This window comes from Rhodococcus sp. BS-15 (assembly GCF_000813105.1).
GTDB lineage: Bacteria > Actinomycetota > Actinomycetes > Mycobacteriales > Mycobacteriaceae > Rhodococcoides.
This window is the reverse complement of record NZ_BAOX01000028.1, coordinates 1-20,565: the sequence shown is the minus strand read 5'-3', so window position 1 is coordinate 20,565 and position 20,565 is coordinate 1. Positions and strand designations below refer to the sequence as shown.

Here is a 20,565-nt window from a genome sequence, read left to right as displayed (position 1 = left end):
GGACCTTCCCTGAAGTCGGGCGAGCTAATGACAGGTGCTACCGGGATCGGTGTGGCAATGCTTCTGCTCCGACGGTGCGACGTCGAGCGAGGGATTGCGATCGAAGAATCCGAACGGCTTGAGCCAGAACGAGACCGTGTCCGCGGGCATCACCGGCCAGTCCTCCGGCCGAGTGATGTGATGGATGCCGAAGGTGTACCAGACGACGACATCGGTGTTCTCGATGCTGCGATCATTTTCGGTCCACTCCGGCAGCCCGTGGTCGACGCCGCTCTGGTTGACGAACTCGCCGCTGGGCCAACGCTCGTCGGGCGAATTGGGGGTGACCCAGACGGTGTGACCGATCACCTGGGCGCGCTGGAAGATCGGCGACGCGGGATCGAACATCGACGGGATCGCCGCTCCCGGAACCAACTTGTAGGCGGGCCGGGTGCCGAGGCCGTTGGTGACGTTGTCGTTGACGACCTTCCATGCCTTCTGGGTGTTCCAGTCGTAATCCTGCTTGCCCTCGGACTCGGTGGTCAGGGGAGTGTTGACCTGAGTCAGCGCGAGACCGTAAGGATTGTCCGGGCCCATCGGAACGCGTTGCGTCTCACTGGCATAGACGGTGTTCTGGGTGCCGTCGATGTCCAGATCGAGCCGGGCGACCAGGAAGTGCTGGTGGTAGGGAGCGTAGGTCCGATTGTCGACCAGCGTGCCGGACGGGTGTGCGCCCCCTTCGTCGAAGTGGGTGACGACCATGATGCCCGTCGCACGGACCTCGCACTCGATGTTGCCGTCCTGGTAGAACCGCCAGTAGACGAGGTACTCGTAATTCGCGACGGTGGCATGGAAGCTGACCGTGAGGCGGCGCATCCGTCGCACCTCGGCCCCGGCGTCGTGATCGACGTGCTTCCACAGCACGGCGTTGTCTTCCTCGTGGATGCAGATCGCGTTGGTGATCGTGTACGGCTCACCCTTGCTGTTGTGCAGCACCGCGTCGAGGTACCGGATCTCGCCGAGACAGTCGCAGCCGAGCTCGAGCGAGGTGGTCATGAAGCCCAGGCCCCACTCGCCGATGTCGAACGCGGTGCGCCGATAGTGATCCTCGGTGTGATCGCGATAGGGAACGACCATCTCCGCGAACGACATTCGATTCGCGACCGACCGCACGTTACCGTTGTCGTTGTAGTTGACGGCGTGCAGTGTCATGCCCTCGCGATAGTTGAATCCCACGCGCAGCGACCAGTTCTGCCAGGTCAACTTGTTGCCGTCGAGCTCGAACGAGGGCCCATCTGTTTGAGTGATCTCGAGGGGCTTCAAGGGCGGACGTGTGCTCGAATTCCTGATTCGCTCCGGGATGTGGCGAGGCACGTACTCGCCCATGATCTCCGGCCGCTCGACGCGATACGTGTCCTCGATCTCGAGAAGCTCCATCGTGTTCACGTCGATGACGCAGTGAAAGCCACCGACCGGTCCGGCATAGGGGTTGGCGCCCTCCGCAGCTTTGACCCACGTGTCGGACCAGCCGAGGCGTCGACCCTTGTACTTCTCGGGCGTCACCGCCTCGCCGTAGGTCCAGGTGTCCATGAACACCAGATCCAGATCGGTGATTCCGCGATCGGCAAGGGCGGCAATCACATCGGGGTGGGCACGCAGGGCCGCGTCGGCCTCCTCCCACTCGTCGACGGTGAAGTTGGGCTGCACGTCGGGGATGTGCGTCCACGATTCGGTGGTGCGATCGTCGAGCGACACCACGGCCTTGAAGGTGGTGTTCTCGTTGCGGTTCAACACCACCGAGACTGCTCGACGCGCCGGCACGCTACCGTCCGCGTCGAACGCGGCGACCTCGGACTTGGCCGGTTCGATCATCTCGATCGAGGCGTAGCGCCAGCCGTCGCCGACGCCGCGATCGCGGCCGAGAACCTCGGCCACGGCGGCAACTTCGTCGCTGGACAGGGGATCGAGGGGATGCCAGGTCATCGAAGAGTCTCCGTCGAGCTCATGACGTGCTTGATGCGGGTGTAATCCTCGACGCCGTAGGCCGAGAGATCTTTGCCGTAGCCGGAGTACTTGAATCCTCCGTGCGGCATTTCGGCCACCAGTGGGATGTGGCAGTTGACCCACACGGCTCCGAAGTCCAGAGCTGCCGAGATACGCAGTGTACGTGCATGATCGGAGGTCCAGACGCTGGACGCGAGACCGAAGTCGACGTCGTTGGCCAGCGCGATGGCCTCGGCCTCGTCGGTGAACTTCTGTACCGTGAGCACCGGGCCGAACGTCTCCTCTTGCACGATGGGGTCGGACTGCTGCACGCCCGTGATGATGGTGGGCTCGAAGAAGAAGCCCTTGTCGCCGATGCGCGTGCCGCCGGTGACGATGGTGGCATGCGCGCCGATACCGTCGACCTTGGCGCTCACCTGACCGAAGTGGTTGATGTTGTTCAGTGGCCCGAGGAAGGTGTCGGGGTCGTCGGGAAGGCCGACTTTCAGCGTCTTCGCTTTGGCGACAAGGGCATCGACGAGGGTGTCGTGCACCGACTCGTGCACCAGGACGCGGGTGACGGCGGTGCAGTCCTGGCCGGCGTTGAAGAACGCGGCCTCGGCGATACCGTCGGCGGCCTTGCTGATGTCGACGTCGTCGAACACGATTGCCGGTGCCTTGCCGCCGAGTTCGAGGTGCGCCCGCTTGAGCTGCTTGGCGGCGGCCACGGCAACAGCGATGCCGGCGCGCACCGAACCGGTGATCGATACCAGGCCGGGAGTCTTGTGCTCCACGATCGCGGCACCGGTGCCGCCGTTACCGAGGACGATGTTGAGCACGCCGTCGGGGACGATGCCCTTCGAGAGCTTCGCCAGCACCAGCGTGCTTTCGGGGGTGGTGTCACTCGGCTTGAGCACGATGGTGTTTCCGGCGGCCAGCGCGGGACCGATCTTCCAGATCGCCATCATGAACGGGTAGTTCCACGGCGTCACCTGACCGACGACACCGATCGGTTCGCGTCGAACATAGGAGGTGAAGCCGTCCATGTACTCGCCCGCCGATTTGCCCTCCAGCATCCGCGCCGCGCCTGCGAAGAATCGGATCTGATCGGCACCGACGGTGACTTCCTCGGCGGCAATGGTGGCCTTGGGCTGACCGGTGTTGCGGCTCTGCGCCTCGACGATCTCGTCGCTGTGCGCCTCGATGGCGTCGGCGAGCTTCAACAGCACCTTCTGCCGTTCGCCCGGCGTCGTCTTGCCCCAGGTCTCGAATGCACTGGCGGCGGCCGACATCGCGGCATCGACATCGGCGGCGTCGGAGATGGGGGAGTGGGCGACGATCGACTCGTCCACCGGACTCACCACATCGAGCATCTCGGTGCCCGAGGGCGTCACGAACGCCCCGTCGATGTAGTTCTGCAGGACAGGCACCGTCATCACTGAACCCCTAGCGTCGACTGTTTCGGTTCTGCAAAGCCTGCACCTACGGACGAGACTTCGCCACCCGACAAGATGTCCAGTGCATTCCTGTCGATCAGGACGAAATGTCGTTCTCTCGGGCGAGGGCCCGGACGCCCGCGATGAAGGTGTCGAGACCGAGCTTCTCGAACGCCGCCCGAGCCGTGGCATCGCCAGATGCGGGGCGGCAGCGAGGATGTTCGGGAACTCCTGGGGATCGAGGGATTCCATCGTCGACGCCACCTCGTCCTCGACGTGTGCCCGGCGCGCCGGCTCGACATCGAAACCGGTGAACAAGGGCTCCGTGATCAGCGAAATGGCGACCCGAACACCCTGGCGGGCGAGTTGGGTGGCGTCGGGAACGGAGAAGCCGGCCTCACGCAGGAGCTTCAGGCTCAGTTCCATCGCGGCTCTGCTGTTGGGAGAGAACAGCATTCGCGGCACCACGATGGTCGCGGCCCCCGGGTGTGCGCGCAGGGCGCGCATGAAGTCCTCGTGCACGGTGCGCAATTGGTCCCACCACGCGGCGGTGAAATCCACGGTGATCTCGAGGTCCTGGCAGACGCGGTCGCCCATGGCGTCGAGTAGCTCGTCCTTGTTCTCGACGTGCCAGTAGATCGCCATGGGGGAGACGCCGAGTTCGGTGGCGATCTTGCGGATGGTGAGCGAGTCCAGCCCGCGACGGTATGCGACGTCCAGTGCGGCATCGACGACGGCAGTCCTGGTCAGGCGGGGCATCGGCAGAACTATACAGGTGTACGAGTCGGTGCTAGCGTGACTTGTACTTAGTACGAGAAAGGGGTGGAAGATGGACGACGTCATCCTCGTCGGCGGCGGAATCATGAGTGCAACGCTCGGAACACTGCTGCAGCGACTGGAACCGAGCTGGTCGATTCGGGTGCTCGAGCGATTGCCTCGCGTGGCAGCGGAAGCATCCGACGGATGGAACAACGCCGGAACCGGTCATGCCGGTCTGTGCGAGACCAACTACACGACACTGCGATCCGACGGGTCCGTCGACATCGATCGAGCCGTGGGGATCGCCGAGCAGTTCGCGACCACCCGGCGCTTCTGGTCGACGCTTCCTCGGGTGGACTTCGTGCGCCCGGTGCCGCACATGACGCTCGTACGGGGTGCCGACAACGTCGAATTTCTGCGCGCACGGCACCGTGCGTTGCGCGCGCACCCGCTGTTCGAGGCGATGGAGTACACCGAAGACGCTGCGGTGCTTCGGCAATGGGCACCGCTCGTGGCAGAGGGCAGGACGGGGCAGTGGGCGGCGACCCGAGATGCGACGGGTACCGACGTCGACTTCGGTGCAGCGACGCGGCAGCTGTTCGAGGCCATGGAGGTCGCAGGCGCGAGCGTCGAGACCGGCCGTGAAGTGCGAGGGTTGAGTCAGGATCGCGATGGATCCTGGCGACTCGACGTACGCGGCGGTCGACCGGTGGAGCGCGCTCGCTTTGTGTTCGTCGGAGCCGGTGGCTGGGCTCTGAAGTTGCTGCGCAGAGCCGCAATTCCCGAGGCGCGCGGCTACGGACTGTTGCCGATCAGCGGACAGTTCCTACGCTGTGATCGACCCGAGCTGGTCGATCGGCACCACGCCAAGGTGTACGGGACGCCACCCATCGGAGCTCCTCCGATGTCGGTGCCGCACCTGGATACTCGCGTCGTCGACGGCCGGCGATCGATTCTGTTCGGACCGTATGCCGGGGCGAACCCGAAGTTTCTGAAACACGGATCGATGCTGGACCTTCCGCGATCGGTCGGAAGAGACAACATCGGCTCATTGCTGTCGATGGCCCGCAAGAACACTGCGTTGATCGGATTGCTGCTCTCCGAGTTGACCGCCACGAGAAGCAGGAAGATCGCGGCCCTGCGTGAATTTCTGCCGCACGCCGAATCGGCGGACTGGTCCATCACCAACGCCGGTCAGCGCGCTCAGATCGTGAAGGACGGTGCGCTGCAATTCGGCACCGAAGTGGTTGCCTCGCAGGATGGCACGATTGCCGCGGTACTCGGCGCGTCGCCCGGTGCGTCCACGGCCGTGCCCATCATGATCGAGCTGTTGAATCGGTGCTTCCCGGAACGACAGTGGGACTCTCACATGCGGGAGCTGCTCAGCGGCTAGCCTGTGGCGGTGGGAGACACAGAGGTGGGGTACCGACAGATCGCCGACGACACCTGGGCATTCATGCGGCCGCCCGGAAGTTGGGGACAGACCAACACCGGACTGATCGTCGCGCCGGGTTCCGCGTCGATGCTGATCGACACCGTGTGGGATGTGCACTGGGCGCAGCGGGTCGTGGCCGACACCGCCGAACTGGTGGCCGACGCGCCGATCACCGAAGTGCTCAACACCCACTCCGACGGAGATCACTGGTGGGGAAACGACACCGTCCCCGCCTCCGCTCGCATCACCACCAGCGCCGCGTCACTGCACGCGATGAAGGAAGAAACGCCACCGAAAGGGGTGGACGCGTTCGCCTCTCTCGGCGCGAGGATCGGCTGGGTGCCGGGACCGGTCGGTGCGATGGGCTCTTACATGAACCGGGTCCGCGGCGACGCCACCTTCCCCGGGGCTCTGCCGCGGCTGCCCGACCACACCTTCGAGACCACCGAGACCATCGACGTGGCAGGACGACCCGTACACCTGCGCTACCTCGGCCCGGCGCACACCGAAGGCGACCTCATCGCCCACCTCCCCGACGTCGGTGTCGTGTTCGCCGGTGACCTGCTGTTCATCGACGCCACACCGGTGCTCTGGCACGGACCGCTGCAGAATTGGATCGACGCCCTCGACCACCTCCTCGAGCTCGACGCCGCCGTCTACGTTCCCGGCCACGGACCTCTGTGCGGCACCGACGAGATCCGCGCCGTCCGCAACTACTGGACCTGGGTGTCCGAGGCCGGACGCAGCTGCTTCGACGCCGGACTCGACTCCACCGTGGCCGCCCGAAACCTGCTCAAATCAGGCGAATTTCAGCCATACGCGCAGTGGGACTCACCGGAACGACTCATCCTGAGCATGAGCACCCTCTACCGCCTGTGGCGAGGCGAGAAGCCTGCGCCACCCACGCTGACGCGTCGAGCACGGGCTTTCGCGGACGCGGGGCGGTTCTTGCGAGAGCGCTAGGACCGCTGCGTCGACGACGCGGCGTGCGTGAACAGGCCGGCCAGATCGAATCGATCCGCGGCCGGCTCGAGTACGACGGTGGTAGCACCGGCGTCGATCCAGCGTTGCAGATTGCTCGGCGCGGCATCGGAATCGGAACTCATGGCCACGTAGACGACGATCTCGTGTCCCGGTCCACCATCGATGTGCTCGACGGCAGCGCGCACCTGATCCGGTGACGTCTCGCTCGTGAGGATGGTGCCCGCACCGGTGAGTCCGCTCAGGGCCAGAGTCTTCGGCCCCGTCGCACCGACGAGCAGTGGCGGTGGTTGCAGCGGAGGCCAATTCAGCTGCACGTTGTCGAGTGAGACGTACCGACCTGCACGGTGGCGCTCTCGCCCGCCAGCAGTGCGGTGAGCGCGGCCATCTGTTCGCTCAGCAATGTCAGAGGCGACTGCGCTCGCGCCCCGATCTGACCCATCCACGACTGAACACCGTGTCCGAGCCCGACGCGCAGCCGCCCAGGATGGACTCGGGCCACGGTGGCGATCTCCATCGCTGTGGCGGCCACGTTGCGCATCGGAGTGGGCAGCACCCCGATGCCGACGCTCACGCGTTCGGTGCTCGCGAGAACCAGTGCAGCAGTGGACAGTCCGCCGGAGTAGAAGCAGTCCTTCCACAACCACACCTCGTCGACGCCTGCGCGGTCGGCCGCACGTGCCGCCGCGACGAGATCTTCCGGCGCAAGTTCGGGTCGGAGTACAACGCCGATTCGCGTCATGGCAGTCTTCCTTTCGTCTCAGCGAACGAGGTACGGGGACACCGAACTTCGGTGCTCGTCGATGTCGAGGTCCTTGCCCAGGGGAGGGAATGCACGTTGCGGGCAGTTCGAGCGCTCGCACACCCGGCAGCCCGCTCCGATCGGCGTCGCGGCCGCCGAACCCTGCACGTCCAGACCGTCGGCGTACACCAGTCGTCCGGCGTGGCGCAGTTCGCACCCGAGGCCGATGGCGAAGGTCTTGCCGGGCTGACCGTATCGCGCGGCGCGTCGCTCCACGGTGCGCGCAATCCACAGGTAACTGCGGCCGTCGGGCATCTCGGCGATCTGCGTCATGATCTTGCCTGGATAGGCGAACGTCTCGTACACATTCCACAGCGGGCAGGTGCCACCGCTGGACGAGAAGTGAAAACCTGTGGCGGACTGTCGCTTCGACATGTTCCCGGCGCGATCGACGCGCACGAACGAGAACGGCACACCCCGAAGCTCGGGCCTCTGCATGGTGGACAGGCGATGGCAGATGGTTTCGTAGCTGACCGAGAAGAAGGCCGAGAGCCGCTCGATGTCGTACCGAAAATCCTCGGCCACGTCGTGGAACTGGTGGTACGGCAACACCGTCGCGGCCGCGAAGTAGTTCGCGAAACCGAGCACCGCCAACTTCTTCGACGACTCGCTGGTGAAATTGCCCTCGTCGGCCATCTTCTTCAGCAGATCCCCGCATTCGAGATAGGCGAGTTCGGCGGCGTACTTGAACACCTTCTGCCCGCCGGAGAGATGCGGTGAAATCTCCAGTACTCGCGTCTGCGGATCGAACCGGTGCAGCACGTTCTCGCCGAGGTCGATGCGATTGACGATCTGCACATCGTGAACCGTCCGCAGCCGCTTGGCGATCTCGCCGCCGACGTCGGCGCGATGGAATCGGATTCTCGACGTCAGAGCCTCTGCCGCAGTGTCCAATTCGTGCAGATAATTCTGCCGCTGATAGAAGTAGTCGCGCACTTCCTCGTGCGGCTTGCTGATGGAACCACTGCCACTGCCGTCGGAGAAACGCTCCTCGGTAGCGGCCAGCAGCTGAGCCGTCGTATTGCGGTATCGGCGGTGCATGTTGACCATCGCCCGTGCCAACTGCGGGTGCGAGCTGACCATCTGCGCGATCTCGTGCGCATCGGCGTCGATCCCCATGTCCTGATCGAGCGCCACCTCGCGGAGTTCGGCGACCAGCCTGGTGTCGTCCTCGGAGGCGAAGAACGATGTGTCGACGCCGAACACCTCGGAGATCCGCAGCAGTACCGGCACCGTCAGTGGACGCACGTCGTGCTCGATCTGGTTGAGATAACTGGCCGAGATTCCCAGCTTCTGCGCCAGCGCCACCTGACTCATGCTGCGTTCGCTGCGGAGCTGCCGAAGCCGCACGCCGACGAAGGTTTTGGACATATCGCCAGGCTACGCCTGCGAAGAATTGGCTTAACAGCATTGGCAACTAGCTGCTGGATCACAATTCGGTGTTGTTCGGGAACATTAGCCGAGGTAAAGGCGTATACCGGTATACGAGCTATTCACCACGCACCACGAGGAGCGGTCATGTCCAACCGTCAACGCACATCCGAAATCGTCAGGGGCGTCGTCGTATTCGTCACCGGAGCCGTGCTCGTCGCATCCACCGTCTGGCTTCCCGTCCAGGGAGACCAGGAAGTCACCGGTGCCATCCTCGTGCTCGGCATTCTCGCTGCATCGACCGCGCTGTGGGCCATCGGATCGTCGTCGAGGCAAAGCCACTGGACCCACGTCGGCCTCGGCCTGCTGCTCGCAGTCTCGCCCGCGCTGATGGTGTTCCCGTCCGGATTGCTCGCTGCGGACCTGTTCGCCATCATCGGTGGACTCGTGATCGCCGCGATGGGTGCGCTCGGGGTGCTCTCCTCGCGTCGGACACCGATCACCTCTCGGGTGGTTGCACACAGTGACGAGCGAACCGGCGTCCGTATCTGATCTCGACAACTGATGCTCCACTCTCGGGGGCGTGTGCGATGAATCTCGTACGCGGCTCCGAGAGTGGAGCACTGTGTGCAGTCATCGCCTCGATTCCCGACGCCGCCGGATCACCGACGCAATCTCGCCGGCGATGACGTCCGGTGCGGCCAGTACGTCGAATGCCGAGTAGCGCAGCACCAGCCAGCGATCGAGCACCAAAGCGTTCTGCCTACGCCGATCCTTGCTGAATACCCCAGCTGCACTGTGGAATTCACGCCCGTCCACTTCTATGATCGTTCGGCTGCGACGGTCGACGAGGTCGCAGATGTACGGACCGACTGCCGCATTCATCTCCAGGAACAGCCCGATCCGGTGCAGCGCGCGTCCCAATGCCCGCTCCGGTTCCGAGGCGAATGTGGTCACTGCCAACCGAACTTGGCGAGCCAACTCTGCGTTGCCGCGTCGGCCTGGGAACCGCTCGAGCAAGCAGAGGAGCGATGCGGGGTCGAGTCCGAACTTCAGGCGTTCGTCGATCAGCAACTCGGCCTCGGCGCGGGGGAGTACCGCCAGGCAATCGAGCATCGTCTGCGCAGGGGTGGTGCAGGGCAGGGTCTCGACTTGGTCGACCAACACGGAATCGAGTGCGCGACGGTGTAGCCGAAGCCATGGCGGTGGCTGCAACCTCGCCGAGCGAGGGACGGTGGCATCGAGAGTGGACGGCTCCGTCGTCCAGCCCCGCAGGTATGCGGCCGACCGGTGACTGAGCACGGCGTCCGGTCGCCACAGCGAAACGGCCCGACACCGATCCATCGTCGACGGTTCCCCTCGCATATGGACCGTCGGCAGAACACGGGTGAAGCGCCGCGAGACGGTGCTGGGGTGGAGTCCGGAAGCGACCAGCTGCTGAAGGGTGGCCGGGCCGGGAGTGGAGCCTGCTTCGGTGTTGTCGGGAGCCATGGGTGCAGCATCGGGGATGTGTCGGCCGGCGCCAGATGCTCGACCTGGGGAAATGCAATGCCCTGTGGATAGCTGCGTGGCTGTGGATGAAGGCGCGTCGCGCTCCACCCGGGGGGTGCCGGCCGCGGAATCCCCGCGAACGTGATGGCGAGTGGAGCACCCCGTGCATGTTCACATCGTGGGATCGGGGTACTGTGATGTCAGTCACATGGAGGCCGGTTTCTGACTCGATTCAGACGCCCTCCTCAAACCGTACAAGCGTCCGGTAAGGAATTTTGTTCATTCCGTTCATCAACTGGGGATTCATCGCTACCGACGAGTAACCACGCCGTCCGATCGGAGAGGTTTGCGTCGGCTGAAAATTAGCAACATTAGCAATGGTGCCGGTAAAGCTAGCCAAGATTGGCACTAACAACTGGTAGACGCATGTTTTCGGGTGTGCCATTGTTTTGGAGTACACCAGAAGGGCCTGGCAACGATGTGAAGATTCGTCTCGAGGCAGGCCGAGAAGCAGAAGAGACTGGAGCTGAAGATGTCGACCACCGGCACCCCGAAGACCATCGCCGAGATCCAGCAGGATTGGGACACCAACCCCCGCTGGAAGGGCGTCACCCGTAACTTCACCGCGCAGCAGGTCTCCGACCTCCAGGGCACCGTCGTCGAAGAAGCGACACTCGCTCGCCGCGGCAGCGAAATCCTGTGGGACCTCGTGAACAACGAGGACTACATCAACTCCCTCGGTGCCCTCACCGGCAACCAGGCCGTGCAGCAGATTCGCGCCGGCCTCCAGGCGATCTACCTCTCCGGCTGGCAGGTCGCAGGCGACGCCAACCTCTCGGGCCACACCTACCCGGACCAGAGCCTCTACCCGGCCAACTCGGTGCCGTCGGTCGTCCGTCGCATCAACAACGCACTGCTGCGCGCCGACGAGATCGCCAAGATCGAGGGCGACACCTCCGTCAAGAACTGGGTTGCACCGATCGTCGCCGACGCCGAAGCCGGCTTCGGTGGCGCACTGAACGCCTACGAGCTGCAGAAGGCCATGATCGTGGCCGGCGCTGCAGGCGTGCACTGGGAAGACCAGCTCGCATCGGAGAAGAAGTGCGGCCACCTCGGCGGCAAGGTTCTCATCCCCACCCAGCAGCACATCCGCACCCTGACCTCAGCGCGTCTGGCCTCTGACGTCGCCGACGTCCCGTCGGTCATCATCGCCCGCACCGACGCGAGGCAGCCACGCTGATCACCTCCGACGTCGACGAGCGTGACCGCGAATTCCTCGACGGAACCCGCACTGCCGAGGGCTTCTTCGGCGTCAAGAACGGCATCGAGCCCTGCATCGCTCGTGCAAAGGCCTACGCACCGTACGCAGACCTCATCTGGATGGAGACCGGCGTGCCGGATCTCGAGGTCGCCAAGAAGTTCTCCGAGTCGGTTCGCAGCGAGTTCCCGGACCAGCTGCTCGCCTACAACTGCTCGCCTTCGTTCAACTGGAAGGCGCACCTGGACGACGCGACCATCGCCAAGTTCCAGAAGGAACTCGGAGCCATGGGCTTCAAGTTCCAGTTCATCACCCTCGCAGGCTTCCACTCGCTCAACTACGGCATGTTCGACCTGGCACACGGCTACGCCCGCGAAGGCATGACCGCGTTCGTCGACCTGCAGGAGCGCGAGTTCAAGGCTGCCGAAGAGCGCGGCTTCACCGCCATCAAGCACCAGCGTGAGGTTGGCGCAGGCTACTTCGACCGCATCGCCACCACCGTCGACCCCAACACCTCGACGGCTGCACTGAAGGGCTCCACCGAAGAAGGCCAGTTCCACTGAGCCGCCTCTCCTGACCTTTCAGCGCACTAGTCGGGCGGTCCGCAACTTTCGTTGCGGGCCGCCTGATCTGTATCGCCTGGGTCCTGGGCGTTCCCCGGAAGAGTTACCCCCATCTCACTTCAACCTGTTGTGCCGCAACATCAATGGCTAGGAGCCTCCTGTGACGGTCGAGAGGGTGGGGATCGTCGGAGCGGGGCAGATGGGGGCAGGAATCGCGGAGGTCTGCGCCCGCGCCCATGTCGACGTGCTGGTCCACGAACAGACCCGCGAACTGACAAGCGCAGGACGCACCCGCATCCTCAAGTCCCTGGACCGCGGCGTCAGCAGCGGCAAAATCACCGAACGTGAGCGGGAGCACGCTGCGGCCAGGCTGCGATTCACCTCCGACCTCGCAGACTTCGCCGATCGTCAACTCGTCGTCGAGGCAGTACTCGAAGACGAGAAGATCAAGGCCGACATCTTCACCGAGCTCGACTCGGTGGTGACCGACCCCGATGCCGTCATCGCCTCGAACACCTCCTCCATTCCCATCGTCAGCCTGGGAGCCGCGACGACGGCACCCGGCCGAGTCGTCGGTCTGCACTTCTTCAACCCGGTCCCGGTACTGCCACTCGTCGAGCTCGTCACCACCGACCTGACCTCACCGGCAGTGGCCGACCGTGCCGAGCGATTCGCAGGCGACGTTCTCGGAAAGCAGGTGGTGCGCTCGGCAGACCGCTCGGGCTTCGTCGTCAACGCGCTGCTCGTGCCCTATCTGCTCTCCGCGATTCGCATGGTCGAGTCCGGATTCGCGACCAAGGAAGATGTCGACAAGGCGACGGTGCTGGGGCTCGCGCACCCGATGGGGCCGCTCGCACTCGCCGATCTCATCGGCCTCGACACCGTCAAAGCCATTGCCGATTCCATGCACTCTGAATTCGCCGAACCGCTCTTCGCCGCACCGCCGCTGCTACTGCGCATGGTCGAGGCCGGGCAGGTGGGCAAGAAGACCGGAGCCGGGTTCTATCGCTACGAGAACGGCCGGGTCGCAAAGTAGCCACCGTCGGGTAGCGCTATTGTCGTTTTGCCAGTTCAATCACCTCGATCACAGGAGCGTGTCAGTGAGCAAGTCCACGAAGTCGAACGGTGTGGTTCCCAAGGCATTCGGGATCGGGTTGGCCGCCACCGGCGCCGCCCACTTCGTGGTGCCGGAGGCGTTCGAGGGAATCACCAAGCTCCCGTTCCCCAAGGACACGCGAACCTGGATCAGTCGCAACGGAGCCACCGAACTGGCGGTCGGTGCGGCGATCGCCTACCCCAAGACCCGCAAGATCGGACTTGTCGGTCTGGTGGCGTATGTTGGGTGGCTGGGCGTCAATATCGCCAAGAACAGCTGACGTTACTGTTGCGAACGACTCGTTTAGAGCAGGAATAGCCTGGTCGAGGCGGTAGCTGCCTTGCGCTTGCACTGATGCGTAGGTAGCAATGTAGATATGACTTCAGCTACCGCTTACCAGGCCACCGCTCCGGACGCCCCGCTCGAGAAGGCGACGATCGAGCGACGCGCCGTCGGACCGAACGACATCCTCATCGACGTCAAGTTCGCCGGCATCTGCCACTCCGACATCCACACTGCCCGCAACGAGTGGGGCGGCACCACCTACCCCGTCGTTCCCGGGCACGAGATCGCCGGCATCGTGGCCGAGGTCGGCTCCGAGGTGACCAGCCGCAAGGTGGGCGACCGCGTCGCGTCGGCTGCTTCGTGGACTCCTGTGGCGAGTGCGAGGCGTGCAAGGACGGCGACGAGCAGTACTGCACCAAGGGCGTCGTTCAGACGTACAACTCGAAGACCTACGAGGCGAGTTCACCCACGGCGGCTACTCCACCCAGATCGTCGTGACGGAGAAGTTCGTCCTCGGCATCCCGGAAGGCGTCGAGCTCGACGTCGCCGCATCGCTGCTGTGCGCGGGCATCACTCTGTACTCGCCGCTCAAGCACTGGGGAGCAGGACCGGGCAAGAAGGTCGCCATCATCGGCATGGGCGGCCTCGGCCACATCGGCGTCAAGATCGCGCATGCACTCGGAGCCCACGTCACCGTGCTGAGCCAGACGGACGCCAAGGAAGCCGACGGCAAGGCCTACGGTGCCGACGAGTACTACGCCACCAAGGACACCACCGCCCTCAAGGATCTGCAGGGCAAGTTCGACCTGATCCTCAATACGGTCTCCGCGAACCTGCCGATGGGCAAGTACCTCGGACTGCTCGCTCGCAACGGCACCCTCGTCGAGCTGGGTGTTCCCGAGAAGCCCCTCGAGGTGCCCGCGTTCAACCTGCTGGCCAACCGTCGTTCGTTCGCTGGTTCGATGGTCGGCGGCATCGCCGAGACCCAGGAAATGCTGGACTTCTGCGCCGAGCACCACATCGGTGCCGAGATCGAGGTCATCCCGGCCGAGAAGATCAACGAGGCATACGACCGCGTCGTCAAGTCCGACGTGCGCTACCGCTTCGTGATCGACGCAGCCACGCTGTAACAGTCTTCTTGGACGCGTGAATGGTCCGTTGACCTGCCCAGACGGGGGTCAATGGACCATTCACGCCTTCGAAGGGGGCTTCAGCTCTCGGCCAGCCGCTTCTTCTCGTGTTCGACGTCGAAATCTGCTGCGGGCCAATCGAGATCGAGTTTCTCCAACGTGTCGATCAGGATTTCCGTGACGGCCAAGCGGCTGTACCACTTGCGGTCGGCCGGAACGACGTACCACGGTGCATGGTCGAAGTCCGTACGATCCAGCACCCGCTGATACGCCGCCCGGTACTGCGGTAGGAAGCCACGCTCGGTGACGTCGCCCGGGTTGTACTTCCAGTGCTTCTCGGGTCGATCGAGCCGCTCCTGCAATCGCTTCTTCTGCTCGTCCTCCGACACGAACAAGGCCACCTTGACGACGACCGTGTCCTCGTCGACCAGTTCCTTCTCGAAGGCGTTGATCTCGTCGAATCGCTTCTCCCACACCTGCCGCGGCACCAGATCGTGGACCGCGACGACGAGCACGTCCTCGTAGTGGGACCGATCGAACACCCCGATTCGGCCGGCCCGCGGAAGTGCTTTGCGGATGCGCCACAGATAGTGGTGTTGCTTCTCCTCCTGGGTCGGCACCCCGAACGAGGCGAGGTCGACACCCTGCGGATCGACCATCCCGATGACGTGTTTGACCATGCCGCCCTTGCCTGCGGTGTCCATGCCCTGCAACACCAGCAGGACCGACTTGGTGCCGCCTGCGCGCCCGTGGGCATAGAGCTTTTCCTGGAGCGCCGCAAGCACTGCACCGCGCTGCTCGAGGACGTCGTTGCCGTGTGCTTTCGCGCCGTCGAATCCCGGGGTCGCCGTGAAATCGATGTCCTCCACACGGGAGATGCGCCGGCGCGCAGCACATCGACGGGCGAGAGCGTCCACAGTTTCGACTTGTCGGCCATAGGCGAGAAGACTACTTCTCTACCATGGGATTCATGGCCCCTACCATTGCAAAAGCAGAAACCGTGTCGCGTGAGGAATTGCTCGAATTCGTCTCCCCGCGGCACCATCACACCCTGATCACCCGCAAGCGCGACGACGGCCTGCAGGTCTCTCCGGTCTCGGCCGGGGTGGACTCGGAAGGCCGCATCGTCATCGCCACATACCCCGAGCGCGCGAAGGTGCTCAACATCCGCCGCAATTCCGCCGTCACGGTGCTGGTGCACAGTGACGACTGGAACGGCGACTACGTACAGGTCGACGGGACGGCCGAGATCATCGATCTTCCCGACGCCGTCGAGCCGCTGGTGGAGTATTTCCGCAGCATCGCAGGCGAGCACTCGGACTGGGACGAGTACCGCGCGGCGATGGTGAAACAGGGAAAGTCGTTGATACGCATCGTGATCGACACCTGGGGACCGATCGCCGCGGGTGGCTTTCCCCCGGGAAGGGTGTGACAAGCCCGCCAGGGAGAGTGTGACAAGCCCGCCCGGGAAAGTGTGACAAGCCCCCCGGGAAGAGTGTGATCTAGCCCTTCAGTGGTGCCGCGAAGAGCGGTACTGCGTTCTCGAGTGCGTATCGGGTGCCGGCCACCGAGGCGGCCGAGAATGCGTTGGACAGGTCGAGGTCACCGAGCACCACGAGGCGTCCGTCGCGTGCCGACGGCAGGCCCTGAATCGACGGGTTCTCGGTGATCACCTCCGGTCCGGTGCCGATGGGGAACATGACGGTGAGGTCGGCGTCGAGGGCAGCGACGTTCTCTTCGGAGAGTTCGATGCTGAACGCTCCCGGCTCGGCGAGGTTCTGGATGGCCGGGGTGTTCGTCATGCCGAGTGATTCGAGGAAGTCGACGCGGGTGTCGCCGCGCACGTAGGCACCGATCTGTCCGCTGTAGAGCGTGCCGACGGCGACGGTCTTGTCGGCGAACTCCGGGTTGGCCGCGATCGTGTCGTCGATCAGTGCCTGGGTGTCGTCGACGAGCTTTGTGCCCTCGTCGACCTTTCCGAGCGCCTGGGCGACGATCTCGGTCTGGCCGTCCCAGGTGGTGCCGTAAGCGACGTCGGTTCCGGGCGGTGCGGCAACAGTGGGGGCGATGTCGGAGAGGTCGTCGTAGACGGCCTTGTCGTTGGTGCTGCGCGTCCAGAGAATCAGGTCCGGGGCCAGAGCGGCAACCGATTCCAAGTCGACGTCGAAGGTGCCGACGATGGTGGGGTCGGTGTCGTAGGACTCGTCGACCCACGGCCCCAAGCCGTTTCCGCCCACGCCGAGCCAGTCGCTGGCCCCGACCGGTTCCACACCGAGCGCCAGCGCGGTCTCTGCGTCCGACCAACCGAGCGCGACCACGCGTTGGGGGTCGGCCGGAACTTGGACGTCACCGAACATGTCGGTGACGACGACACCACCGGCCTCGGAAGGTTCGGTGCTGTCGCCGTCGGCGGCGTCGGAACTGCATGCGGTGAGGGCGAGGGCGAGGGTGAGGGCTGCCGCAGGCAGAGCCAACGAACGAGAAATGCGCATAGGGCACGCTAACCTATCAAGCGCGGAAATGCTCCACGATCTTCGCGCAGAAGGCCGGCAGGTCGTCCGGATTGCGGCTCGACACCAGGTTGCCGTCGACGACCACTTCCTCGTCGACGACGGTTCCTCCCGCGTTGCGGATGTCGGTGCGGATGCTCGGGTAGGACGTCAACGTCCGGCCCTTCAGGACGTCGGCTTCGACGAGGGTCCAGGCTCCGTGGCAGATGACGCCGACGGGCTTGCGGGCCTGCACGAATGCGCGGACGAACTCGACCGCGTCCGCGTCGACACGAAGTTGGTCGGGGTTGGTGGTTCCGCCGGGCAGGATCAGGGCGTCGAAGTCGTCTGCGGAGACGTCGGCGACGACGCGGTCGACGGTGAAGGTGTCGGCGGCATTGACGTCGCTCTCCATGGCTTGGATGTCGCCGTGGTCGAGAGCGACCAATGTGACTGTGGCTCCGGCCTTTTCGACGGCTTCGCGGGGCTGAACCAGTTCGACTTGCTCGACGCCGTCAGTGGCGAGAATGGCAATGCGGCGTCCGGTCAGGGTTTCGTTGGTCATATCTGTTCGGATGTCCGACCGGGCCGGATCTCAAACTGACGAGCGGTGGTACGAATGGAGACATGAGCGAATTACCCATCGAAACTCCCTCCGAGGATCGCGCGCAGCGGGACCTGCCGATCGTGGACGAGCCGGCCGAGCCGAACGTGGACGATCTGCCCGTCGAGGCCGACGCCCGAGACGTTCTGGACCAGCGAGCCGAGGTGCCACTGGACGACGACGGGTACGACGAGCGTTAGGACGTGCCGGGCCCGTCGACCAGAGGGTGGGGCTGCGACTTGAACTTCGCCGGTGAGCCGTCGGCCATGGCGACCCCGTGGATTCCGCCCCACATCATCATGCAGAGGTAGTCGATCAGGTCGTCCGCCGACATCGACTTGTTGGAGATCCACCAGTGGGTGGCCAGCTGGACCGCACCGACGATGGCGAACGCCCACGGCACCGAACCGCCCGAGTCCATCTCGCGTTGGCGAAGGCGCTCGCCCAGCACGGTCGAGAGCAGCTCGGCGATCATTCGCTCCGACTCCGCGACCACGTCGCGGTTGTTGCCGGCGTTGTTCGCCATGACGTACAGGTACACCTCGGGGTCGGTGGCCACGGTCTCGACGTAGGCGGTCACCACGACGCGAGTGAGCTCGTACTCGTCGAGCTCGTGCGAGATCGCGGCATAGATGCGCGGGGCGAGAGTCGTCTCGACGTACCGCGACATGGTCGCGCTCGTCAGATCGTTCTTGTCGGTGAAGTAGCGGTAGAGCACCGTCTTGGAGATACCGATCTCCGACGCGATCTCGTCCATTCCGATCTCGCGGCCTCGCAACCGGATCGCGGCCAGCGTGCCGTCGACGAGCTCTTCGCGGCGCGCGATCTTGTGCTCACGCCACCGACGTTTGCGACCGTCCGGCTTCTCGACCTTCGGCTTGTCCTCGCTCGGCTCGGACTCGTCCAGCTTTGCCTCCGTCGTATTTCTCGCCACGACCACCACCCTATGCGCCCTCGAAGACACCGTCGCAGGCTGCGTCCGGTTGATCCGTCGCAGTTATGGGCACAATGTCGGTTGTGCAGCTCATGAACTTCGACGACGACACCAAACGTCGCGACCTCCGCAAGATGAAAACGGTCGCGACCGGGTTTCTCGTATTCGCATCGATCGTCTACCTGTTCTGCCGGTGGCAGGAGTCGACGGGGGCAGGTGCCTGGGTGGGTTACGTCCGAGCGGCGTCGGAGGCGGGCATGGTCGGCGCGCTCGCCGACTGGTTCGCGGTGACGGCACTGTTCAAGCACCCGCTGGGTATCCCGATTCCGCACACGGCGCTGATCAAGAAGAAGAAGGACCAGCTGGGCGCGAGCCTGAGTTCGTTCGTCGGCAGCAACTTCCTCGCACCCGAGGTGGTGTCCGAGAAGGTCGCGTCGGCGCAGGTTCCGTTGCGGTTGGGTACCTGGCTCGCCCAGCCCGACAACGCCGAACGCGTCGCGGCCGAGGCGGCGACCGTGCTGCACGGAGTGGTCGACGTACTCAACGACGAGGACATCACCGCCGTCATCGACAGCACCATCGTGCGTCGACTCGCCGATCCGCAGTGGGGTCCGCCGATCGGCCGCATCCTCGACGAACTGCTCCGCGAGAACCGTCAGCTGCCGTTGATCGACATGCTCGCCGAGCGCGCTCACCAGTGGGCGCTCGGCAGCCAGGAGATGATCGATCGCGTCGTCGCGCGGGATTCCCCGAACTGGTCGCCGAAGTTCGTCGACACCCTGTTGGGCGAGAAGGTCTACAAGGAACTCGTCGAGTTCACCTGGAAGATCCGCTCCAACCCCGAGCACGACGTCCGTCAGGCCGCGAACAAGTTCCTCGTCGACTACGCCAACGACCTGCAGCACGACCCGGTGACCATCGAGAAGGCCGAGAAGCTCAAGGCTCAGATCATGGGACGCGAGGAGATCACCGGCCTCGCCGCGGCGACGTGGAAGGTGGCCAAGCGTCTGATCACCGAGTCGGTGGACGACCCGACGAGCACACTGCGCACCAAGATCAAGGAGAACACCGCCAACCTCGGTGTTCGTCTGCGCGACGACGAGGATCTGCGCGGCAAGGTCGACGGTTGGCTCCTCGGTGGGGCGAGCTACATCGCCTCGAACTATGCCGACGAGATCACCACGATCATCGGCGACACCGTCGCTCGCTGGGATGCAGAGGAGGCGAGCAAGAAGATCGAACTGCAGGTGGGACGCGATCTGCAGTTCATTCGCATCAACGGAACCGTCGTCGGCTCCATTGCCGGTCTGGCCATCTACACGATCTCGGACCTGATCTTCGGGCACTAGTGCTAGCAGAGTGCTTGCAATAGTTAGCACCCTTCGGTACCGTCCAGTAGGACACCGAAAACAGGAGGCCGAGATGGCCGATGACGAGGGGGATCTGGTCGCCAAGGCGACCGAGGCGACGCAGGTCGTCGCCGAGGCAGGGGATCTTGTCGCCGCAGTCGTGACGACCGCAGCTCAGGACATAGGCAGCTACATCCGGTCGCAACGGGAAGCCGCGCAGGTATCGATGCGGCAACTCGCCAGCCGAGCCGGAGTGAGCAACCCCTACCTCAGTCAGATCGAACGCGGACTGCGAAACCCGTCCGCAGAAGTGCTAGCGCAGATAGCCAAGGGTCTGCGCGTCTCCTCGGAGGTGCTGTACGTCCGGGCCGGGATCTTGGAAGCGCGTCCCCACGGTCCGGTGCGCGAAGCTCTGCTCGGCGATGAGCACATCACCGAACGGCAGAAGCAAGTGCTGATCGAGATCTACGACTCGTTCTGTCGTGAGAACGAGTCGACGCAGGAGCCCGAACCCGACGAACAGGAGACACCCGATGTCTGATTCCAAGAACTTCGAGAACGTCAAGACCCCCATCTTCGCAGCCGTCGGTGCAGGCGACGCCGTCGTCCAGGCCGTAGCG

General features: G+C 64.4%; 18 protein-coding genes and 4 pseudogenes. 11 read left to right on the top strand and 11 right to left on the bottom strand.

Annotated elements, in window-relative coordinates; genetic code table 11:
* Positions 1-24 precede the first annotated feature (24 nt).
* From RHBS_RS06075 to RHBS_RS30255, 3 genes and pseudogenes are all read right to left on the bottom strand, one after another.
* Positions 25-1,962 (bottom strand): primary-amine oxidase, encoded by a 1,938-nt coding sequence (locus RHBS_RS06075; protein ID WP_128645136.1) that lies wholly within the window; start codon positions 1,960-1,962, stop codon positions 25-27.
* Positions 1,959-3,398 carry a gamma-aminobutyraldehyde dehydrogenase gene (locus tag RHBS_RS06070; RefSeq protein ID WP_237669040.1) on the bottom strand — a complete coding sequence of 480 codons (1,440 nt, stop codon included), beginning with the start codon at positions 3,396-3,398 and terminating at the stop codon, positions 1,959-1,961. The genes RHBS_RS06075 and RHBS_RS06070 overlap by 4 nt, the downstream gene beginning before the upstream one ends.
* 372 nt (positions 3,399-3,770) lie before the next feature.
* Positions 3,771-4,157 (bottom strand): annotated as a pseudogene (locus RHBS_RS30255) (TetR/AcrR family transcriptional regulator); the annotation flags it as partial.
* A gap of 70 nt (positions 4,158-4,227) precedes the next feature.
* On the opposite strand from RHBS_RS30255, the gene mqo reads away from it, so the two are divergent.
* Both mqo and RHBS_RS06060 read left to right on the top strand, forming a co-directional pair.
* The gene (gene mqo / locus RHBS_RS06065; RefSeq protein ID WP_128645133.1) at positions 4,228-5,550 is read left to right on the top strand and encodes a malate dehydrogenase (quinone); all 1,323 of its coding nucleotides are present in this window, start codon (positions 4,228-4,230) and stop codon (positions 5,548-5,550) included.
* Between the two features lie 9 nt (positions 5,551-5,559).
* On the top strand, positions 5,560-6,555 hold the full coding sequence (locus RHBS_RS06060) for an MBL fold metallo-hydrolase (RefSeq protein ID WP_237669036.1): 996 nt from the start codon (positions 5,560-5,562) through the stop codon (positions 6,553-6,555).
* Here the strand turns inward: RHBS_RS06060 and RHBS_RS30250 are convergent.
* Genes RHBS_RS30250 through ramB form a run of 3 tightly spaced genes read right to left on the bottom strand, consistent with a single transcriptional unit; the run spans position 6,552 to position 8,746 of the window.
* Complete coding sequence (locus RHBS_RS30250) at positions 6,552-6,890, bottom strand: hypothetical protein (RefSeq protein ID WP_237669035.1); 339 nt, start codon at positions 6,888-6,890, stop codon at positions 6,552-6,554. The two genes, RHBS_RS06060 and RHBS_RS30250, sit on opposite strands and share 4 nt — an antisense overlap.
* A complete protein-coding gene (locus RHBS_RS30245; RefSeq protein WP_237669034.1) occupies positions 6,881-7,315 on the bottom strand; it encodes an LLM class flavin-dependent oxidoreductase in 435 nt (144 codons plus the stop codon). Before RHBS_RS30245 ends, RHBS_RS30250 begins: the two co-directional genes overlap by 10 nt.
* A gap of 18 nt (positions 7,316-7,333) precedes the next feature.
* Positions 7,334-8,746, bottom strand: coding sequence for an acetate metabolism transcriptional regulator RamB (gene ramB / locus RHBS_RS06050; RefSeq protein WP_128645132.1), 1,413 nt, complete (start codon positions 8,744-8,746; stop codon positions 7,334-7,336).
* 147 nt (positions 8,747-8,893) lie between these two features.
* Here ramB and RHBS_RS06045 point away from each other — a divergent pair, with 147 nt between their 5' ends.
* Positions 8,894-9,298, top strand: a complete 405-nt coding sequence (locus RHBS_RS06045; protein WP_128645130.1) for a hypothetical protein — start codon at positions 8,894-8,896, stop codon at positions 9,296-9,298.
* An 81-nt stretch (positions 9,299-9,379) separates the two neighbouring features.
* Here the strand turns inward: RHBS_RS06045 and RHBS_RS06040 are convergent, their stop codons facing one another.
* On the bottom strand, positions 9,380-10,237 hold the full coding sequence (locus RHBS_RS06040; RefSeq protein ID WP_128645129.1) for a DUF559 domain-containing protein: 858 nt from the start codon (positions 10,235-10,237) through the stop codon (positions 9,380-9,382).
* Between the two features lie 532 nt (positions 10,238-10,769).
* Here RHBS_RS06040 and aceA point away from each other — a divergent pair.
* The 4 genes and pseudogenes from aceA to RHBS_RS06020 all read left to right on the top strand — a co-directional run bounded on the left by aceA (position 10,770) and on the right by RHBS_RS06020 (position 14,569).
* Positions 10,770-12,058: pseudogene (aceA, locus tag RHBS_RS06035) on the top strand (isocitrate lyase).
* Between the two features lie 160 nt (positions 12,059-12,218).
* A complete protein-coding gene (locus RHBS_RS06030; RefSeq protein WP_128645127.1) occupies positions 12,219-13,094 on the top strand; it encodes a 3-hydroxybutyryl-CoA dehydrogenase in 876 nt (291 codons plus the stop codon).
* Between the two features lie 64 nt (positions 13,095-13,158).
* The gene (locus RHBS_RS06025) at positions 13,159-13,434 is read left to right on the top strand and encodes a hypothetical protein (protein ID WP_094614003.1); all 276 of its coding nucleotides are present in this window, start codon (positions 13,159-13,161) and stop codon (positions 13,432-13,434) included.
* 96 nt (positions 13,435-13,530) lie between these two features.
* A pseudogene (locus tag RHBS_RS06020) lies at positions 13,531-14,569 on the top strand (NAD(P)-dependent alcohol dehydrogenase).
* A gap of 80 nt (positions 14,570-14,649) precedes the next feature.
* On the opposite strand, the pseudogene RHBS_RS06015 reads toward RHBS_RS06020, so the two are convergent.
* Positions 14,650-15,506: pseudogene (locus tag RHBS_RS06015) on the bottom strand (PPK2 family polyphosphate kinase).
* Between the two features lie 33 nt (positions 15,507-15,539).
* Between RHBS_RS06015 and RHBS_RS06010 the strand changes: the two are divergent.
* Entirely contained in the window at positions 15,540-16,001 is a 462-nt protein-coding gene (locus tag RHBS_RS06010; protein WP_128645123.1) for a PPOX class F420-dependent oxidoreductase, read from the top strand.
* A gap of 70 nt (positions 16,002-16,071) precedes the next feature.
* On the opposite strand, the gene RHBS_RS06005 is transcribed toward RHBS_RS06010, so the two are convergent.
* Together RHBS_RS06005 and RHBS_RS06000 are read right to left on the bottom strand one after the other, a co-directional pair.
* A complete protein-coding gene (locus RHBS_RS06005) occupies positions 16,072-17,061 on the bottom strand; it encodes an iron-siderophore ABC transporter substrate-binding protein (RefSeq protein ID WP_128645122.1) in 990 nt (329 codons plus the stop codon).
* A gap of 16 nt (positions 17,062-17,077) precedes the next feature.
* Positions 17,078-17,623, bottom strand: a complete 546-nt coding sequence (locus tag RHBS_RS06000) for a type 1 glutamine amidotransferase domain-containing protein (RefSeq protein ID WP_128645120.1) — start codon at positions 17,621-17,623, stop codon at positions 17,078-17,080.
* Between the two features lie 62 nt (positions 17,624-17,685).
* Between RHBS_RS06000 and RHBS_RS28790 the strand changes: the two genes are divergently transcribed.
* Positions 17,686-17,862, top strand: a complete 177-nt coding sequence (locus tag RHBS_RS28790) for a hypothetical protein (RefSeq protein ID WP_187298392.1) — start codon at positions 17,686-17,688, stop codon at positions 17,860-17,862.
* Here RHBS_RS28790 and RHBS_RS05995 read toward each other — a convergent pair.
* Positions 17,859-18,596, bottom strand: a complete 738-nt coding sequence (locus RHBS_RS05995; RefSeq protein WP_128645118.1) for a TetR/AcrR family transcriptional regulator — start codon at positions 18,594-18,596, stop codon at positions 17,859-17,861. The genes RHBS_RS28790 and RHBS_RS05995 overlap by 4 nt on opposite strands.
* A 74-nt stretch (positions 18,597-18,670) precedes the next feature.
* On the opposite strand from RHBS_RS05995, the gene RHBS_RS05990 reads away from it, so the two are divergent.
* Together RHBS_RS05990 and RHBS_RS05985 are read left to right on the top strand one after the other, a co-directional pair.
* Positions 18,671-19,945: a DUF445 domain-containing protein gene (locus tag RHBS_RS05990; RefSeq protein ID WP_187298391.1), complete on the top strand. Its 1,275-nt coding sequence runs from the start codon at positions 18,671-18,673 to the stop codon at positions 19,943-19,945.
* A gap of 73 nt (positions 19,946-20,018) precedes the next feature.
* Positions 20,019-20,486, top strand: coding sequence for a helix-turn-helix domain-containing protein (locus RHBS_RS05985; protein WP_052047273.1), 468 nt, complete (start codon positions 20,019-20,021; stop codon positions 20,484-20,486).
* The last annotated feature ends 79 nt before the right edge of the window (positions 20,487-20,565 follow it).

Excerpts from the sequence above, each read along its gene's own strand:
- RHBS_RS06075 (WP_128645136.1), bottom strand. The coding sequence starts at position 1,962 with ATGACCTGGCATCCCCTCGATCCCCTGTCCAGCGACGAAGTTGCCGCC.
- RHBS_RS06070 (WP_237669040.1), bottom strand. The coding sequence starts at position 3,398 with ATGACGGTGCCTGTCCTGCAGAACTACATCGACGGGGCGTTCGTGACG.
- mqo (WP_128645133.1), top strand. The coding sequence starts at position 4,228 with ATGGACGACGTCATCCTCGTCGGCGGCGGAATCATGAGTGCAACGCTC.
- RHBS_RS30245 (WP_237669034.1), bottom strand. The coding sequence starts at position 7,315 with ATGACGCGAATCGGCGTTGTACTCCGACCCGAACTTGCGCCGGAAGAT.
- ramB (WP_128645132.1), bottom strand. The coding sequence starts at position 8,746 with ATGTCCAAAACCTTCGTCGGCGTGCGGCTTCGGCAGCTCCGCAGCGAA.
- RHBS_RS06045 (WP_128645130.1), top strand. The coding sequence starts at position 8,894 with ATGTCCAACCGTCAACGCACATCCGAAATCGTCAGGGGCGTCGTCGTA.
- RHBS_RS06040 (WP_128645129.1), bottom strand. The coding sequence starts at position 10,237 with ATGGCTCCCGACAACACCGAAGCAGGCTCCACTCCCGGCCCGGCCACC.
- RHBS_RS06010 (WP_128645123.1), top strand. The coding sequence starts at position 15,540 with ATGGCCCCTACCATTGCAAAAGCAGAAACCGTGTCGCGTGAGGAATTG.
- RHBS_RS06005 (WP_128645122.1), bottom strand. The coding sequence starts at position 17,061 with ATGCGCATTTCTCGTTCGTTGGCTCTGCCTGCGGCAGCCCTCACCCTC.
- RHBS_RS06000 (WP_128645120.1), bottom strand. The coding sequence starts at position 17,623 with ATGACCAACGAAACCCTGACCGGACGCCGCATTGCCATTCTCGCCACT.
- RHBS_RS28790 (WP_187298392.1), top strand. The coding sequence starts at position 17,686 with ATGAGCGAATTACCCATCGAAACTCCCTCCGAGGATCGCGCGCAGCGG.
- RHBS_RS05990 (WP_187298391.1), top strand. The coding sequence starts at position 18,671 with ATGTCGGTTGTGCAGCTCATGAACTTCGACGACGACACCAAACGTCGC.
- RHBS_RS05985 (WP_052047273.1), top strand. The coding sequence starts at position 20,019 with ATGGCCGATGACGAGGGGGATCTGGTCGCCAAGGCGACCGAGGCGACG.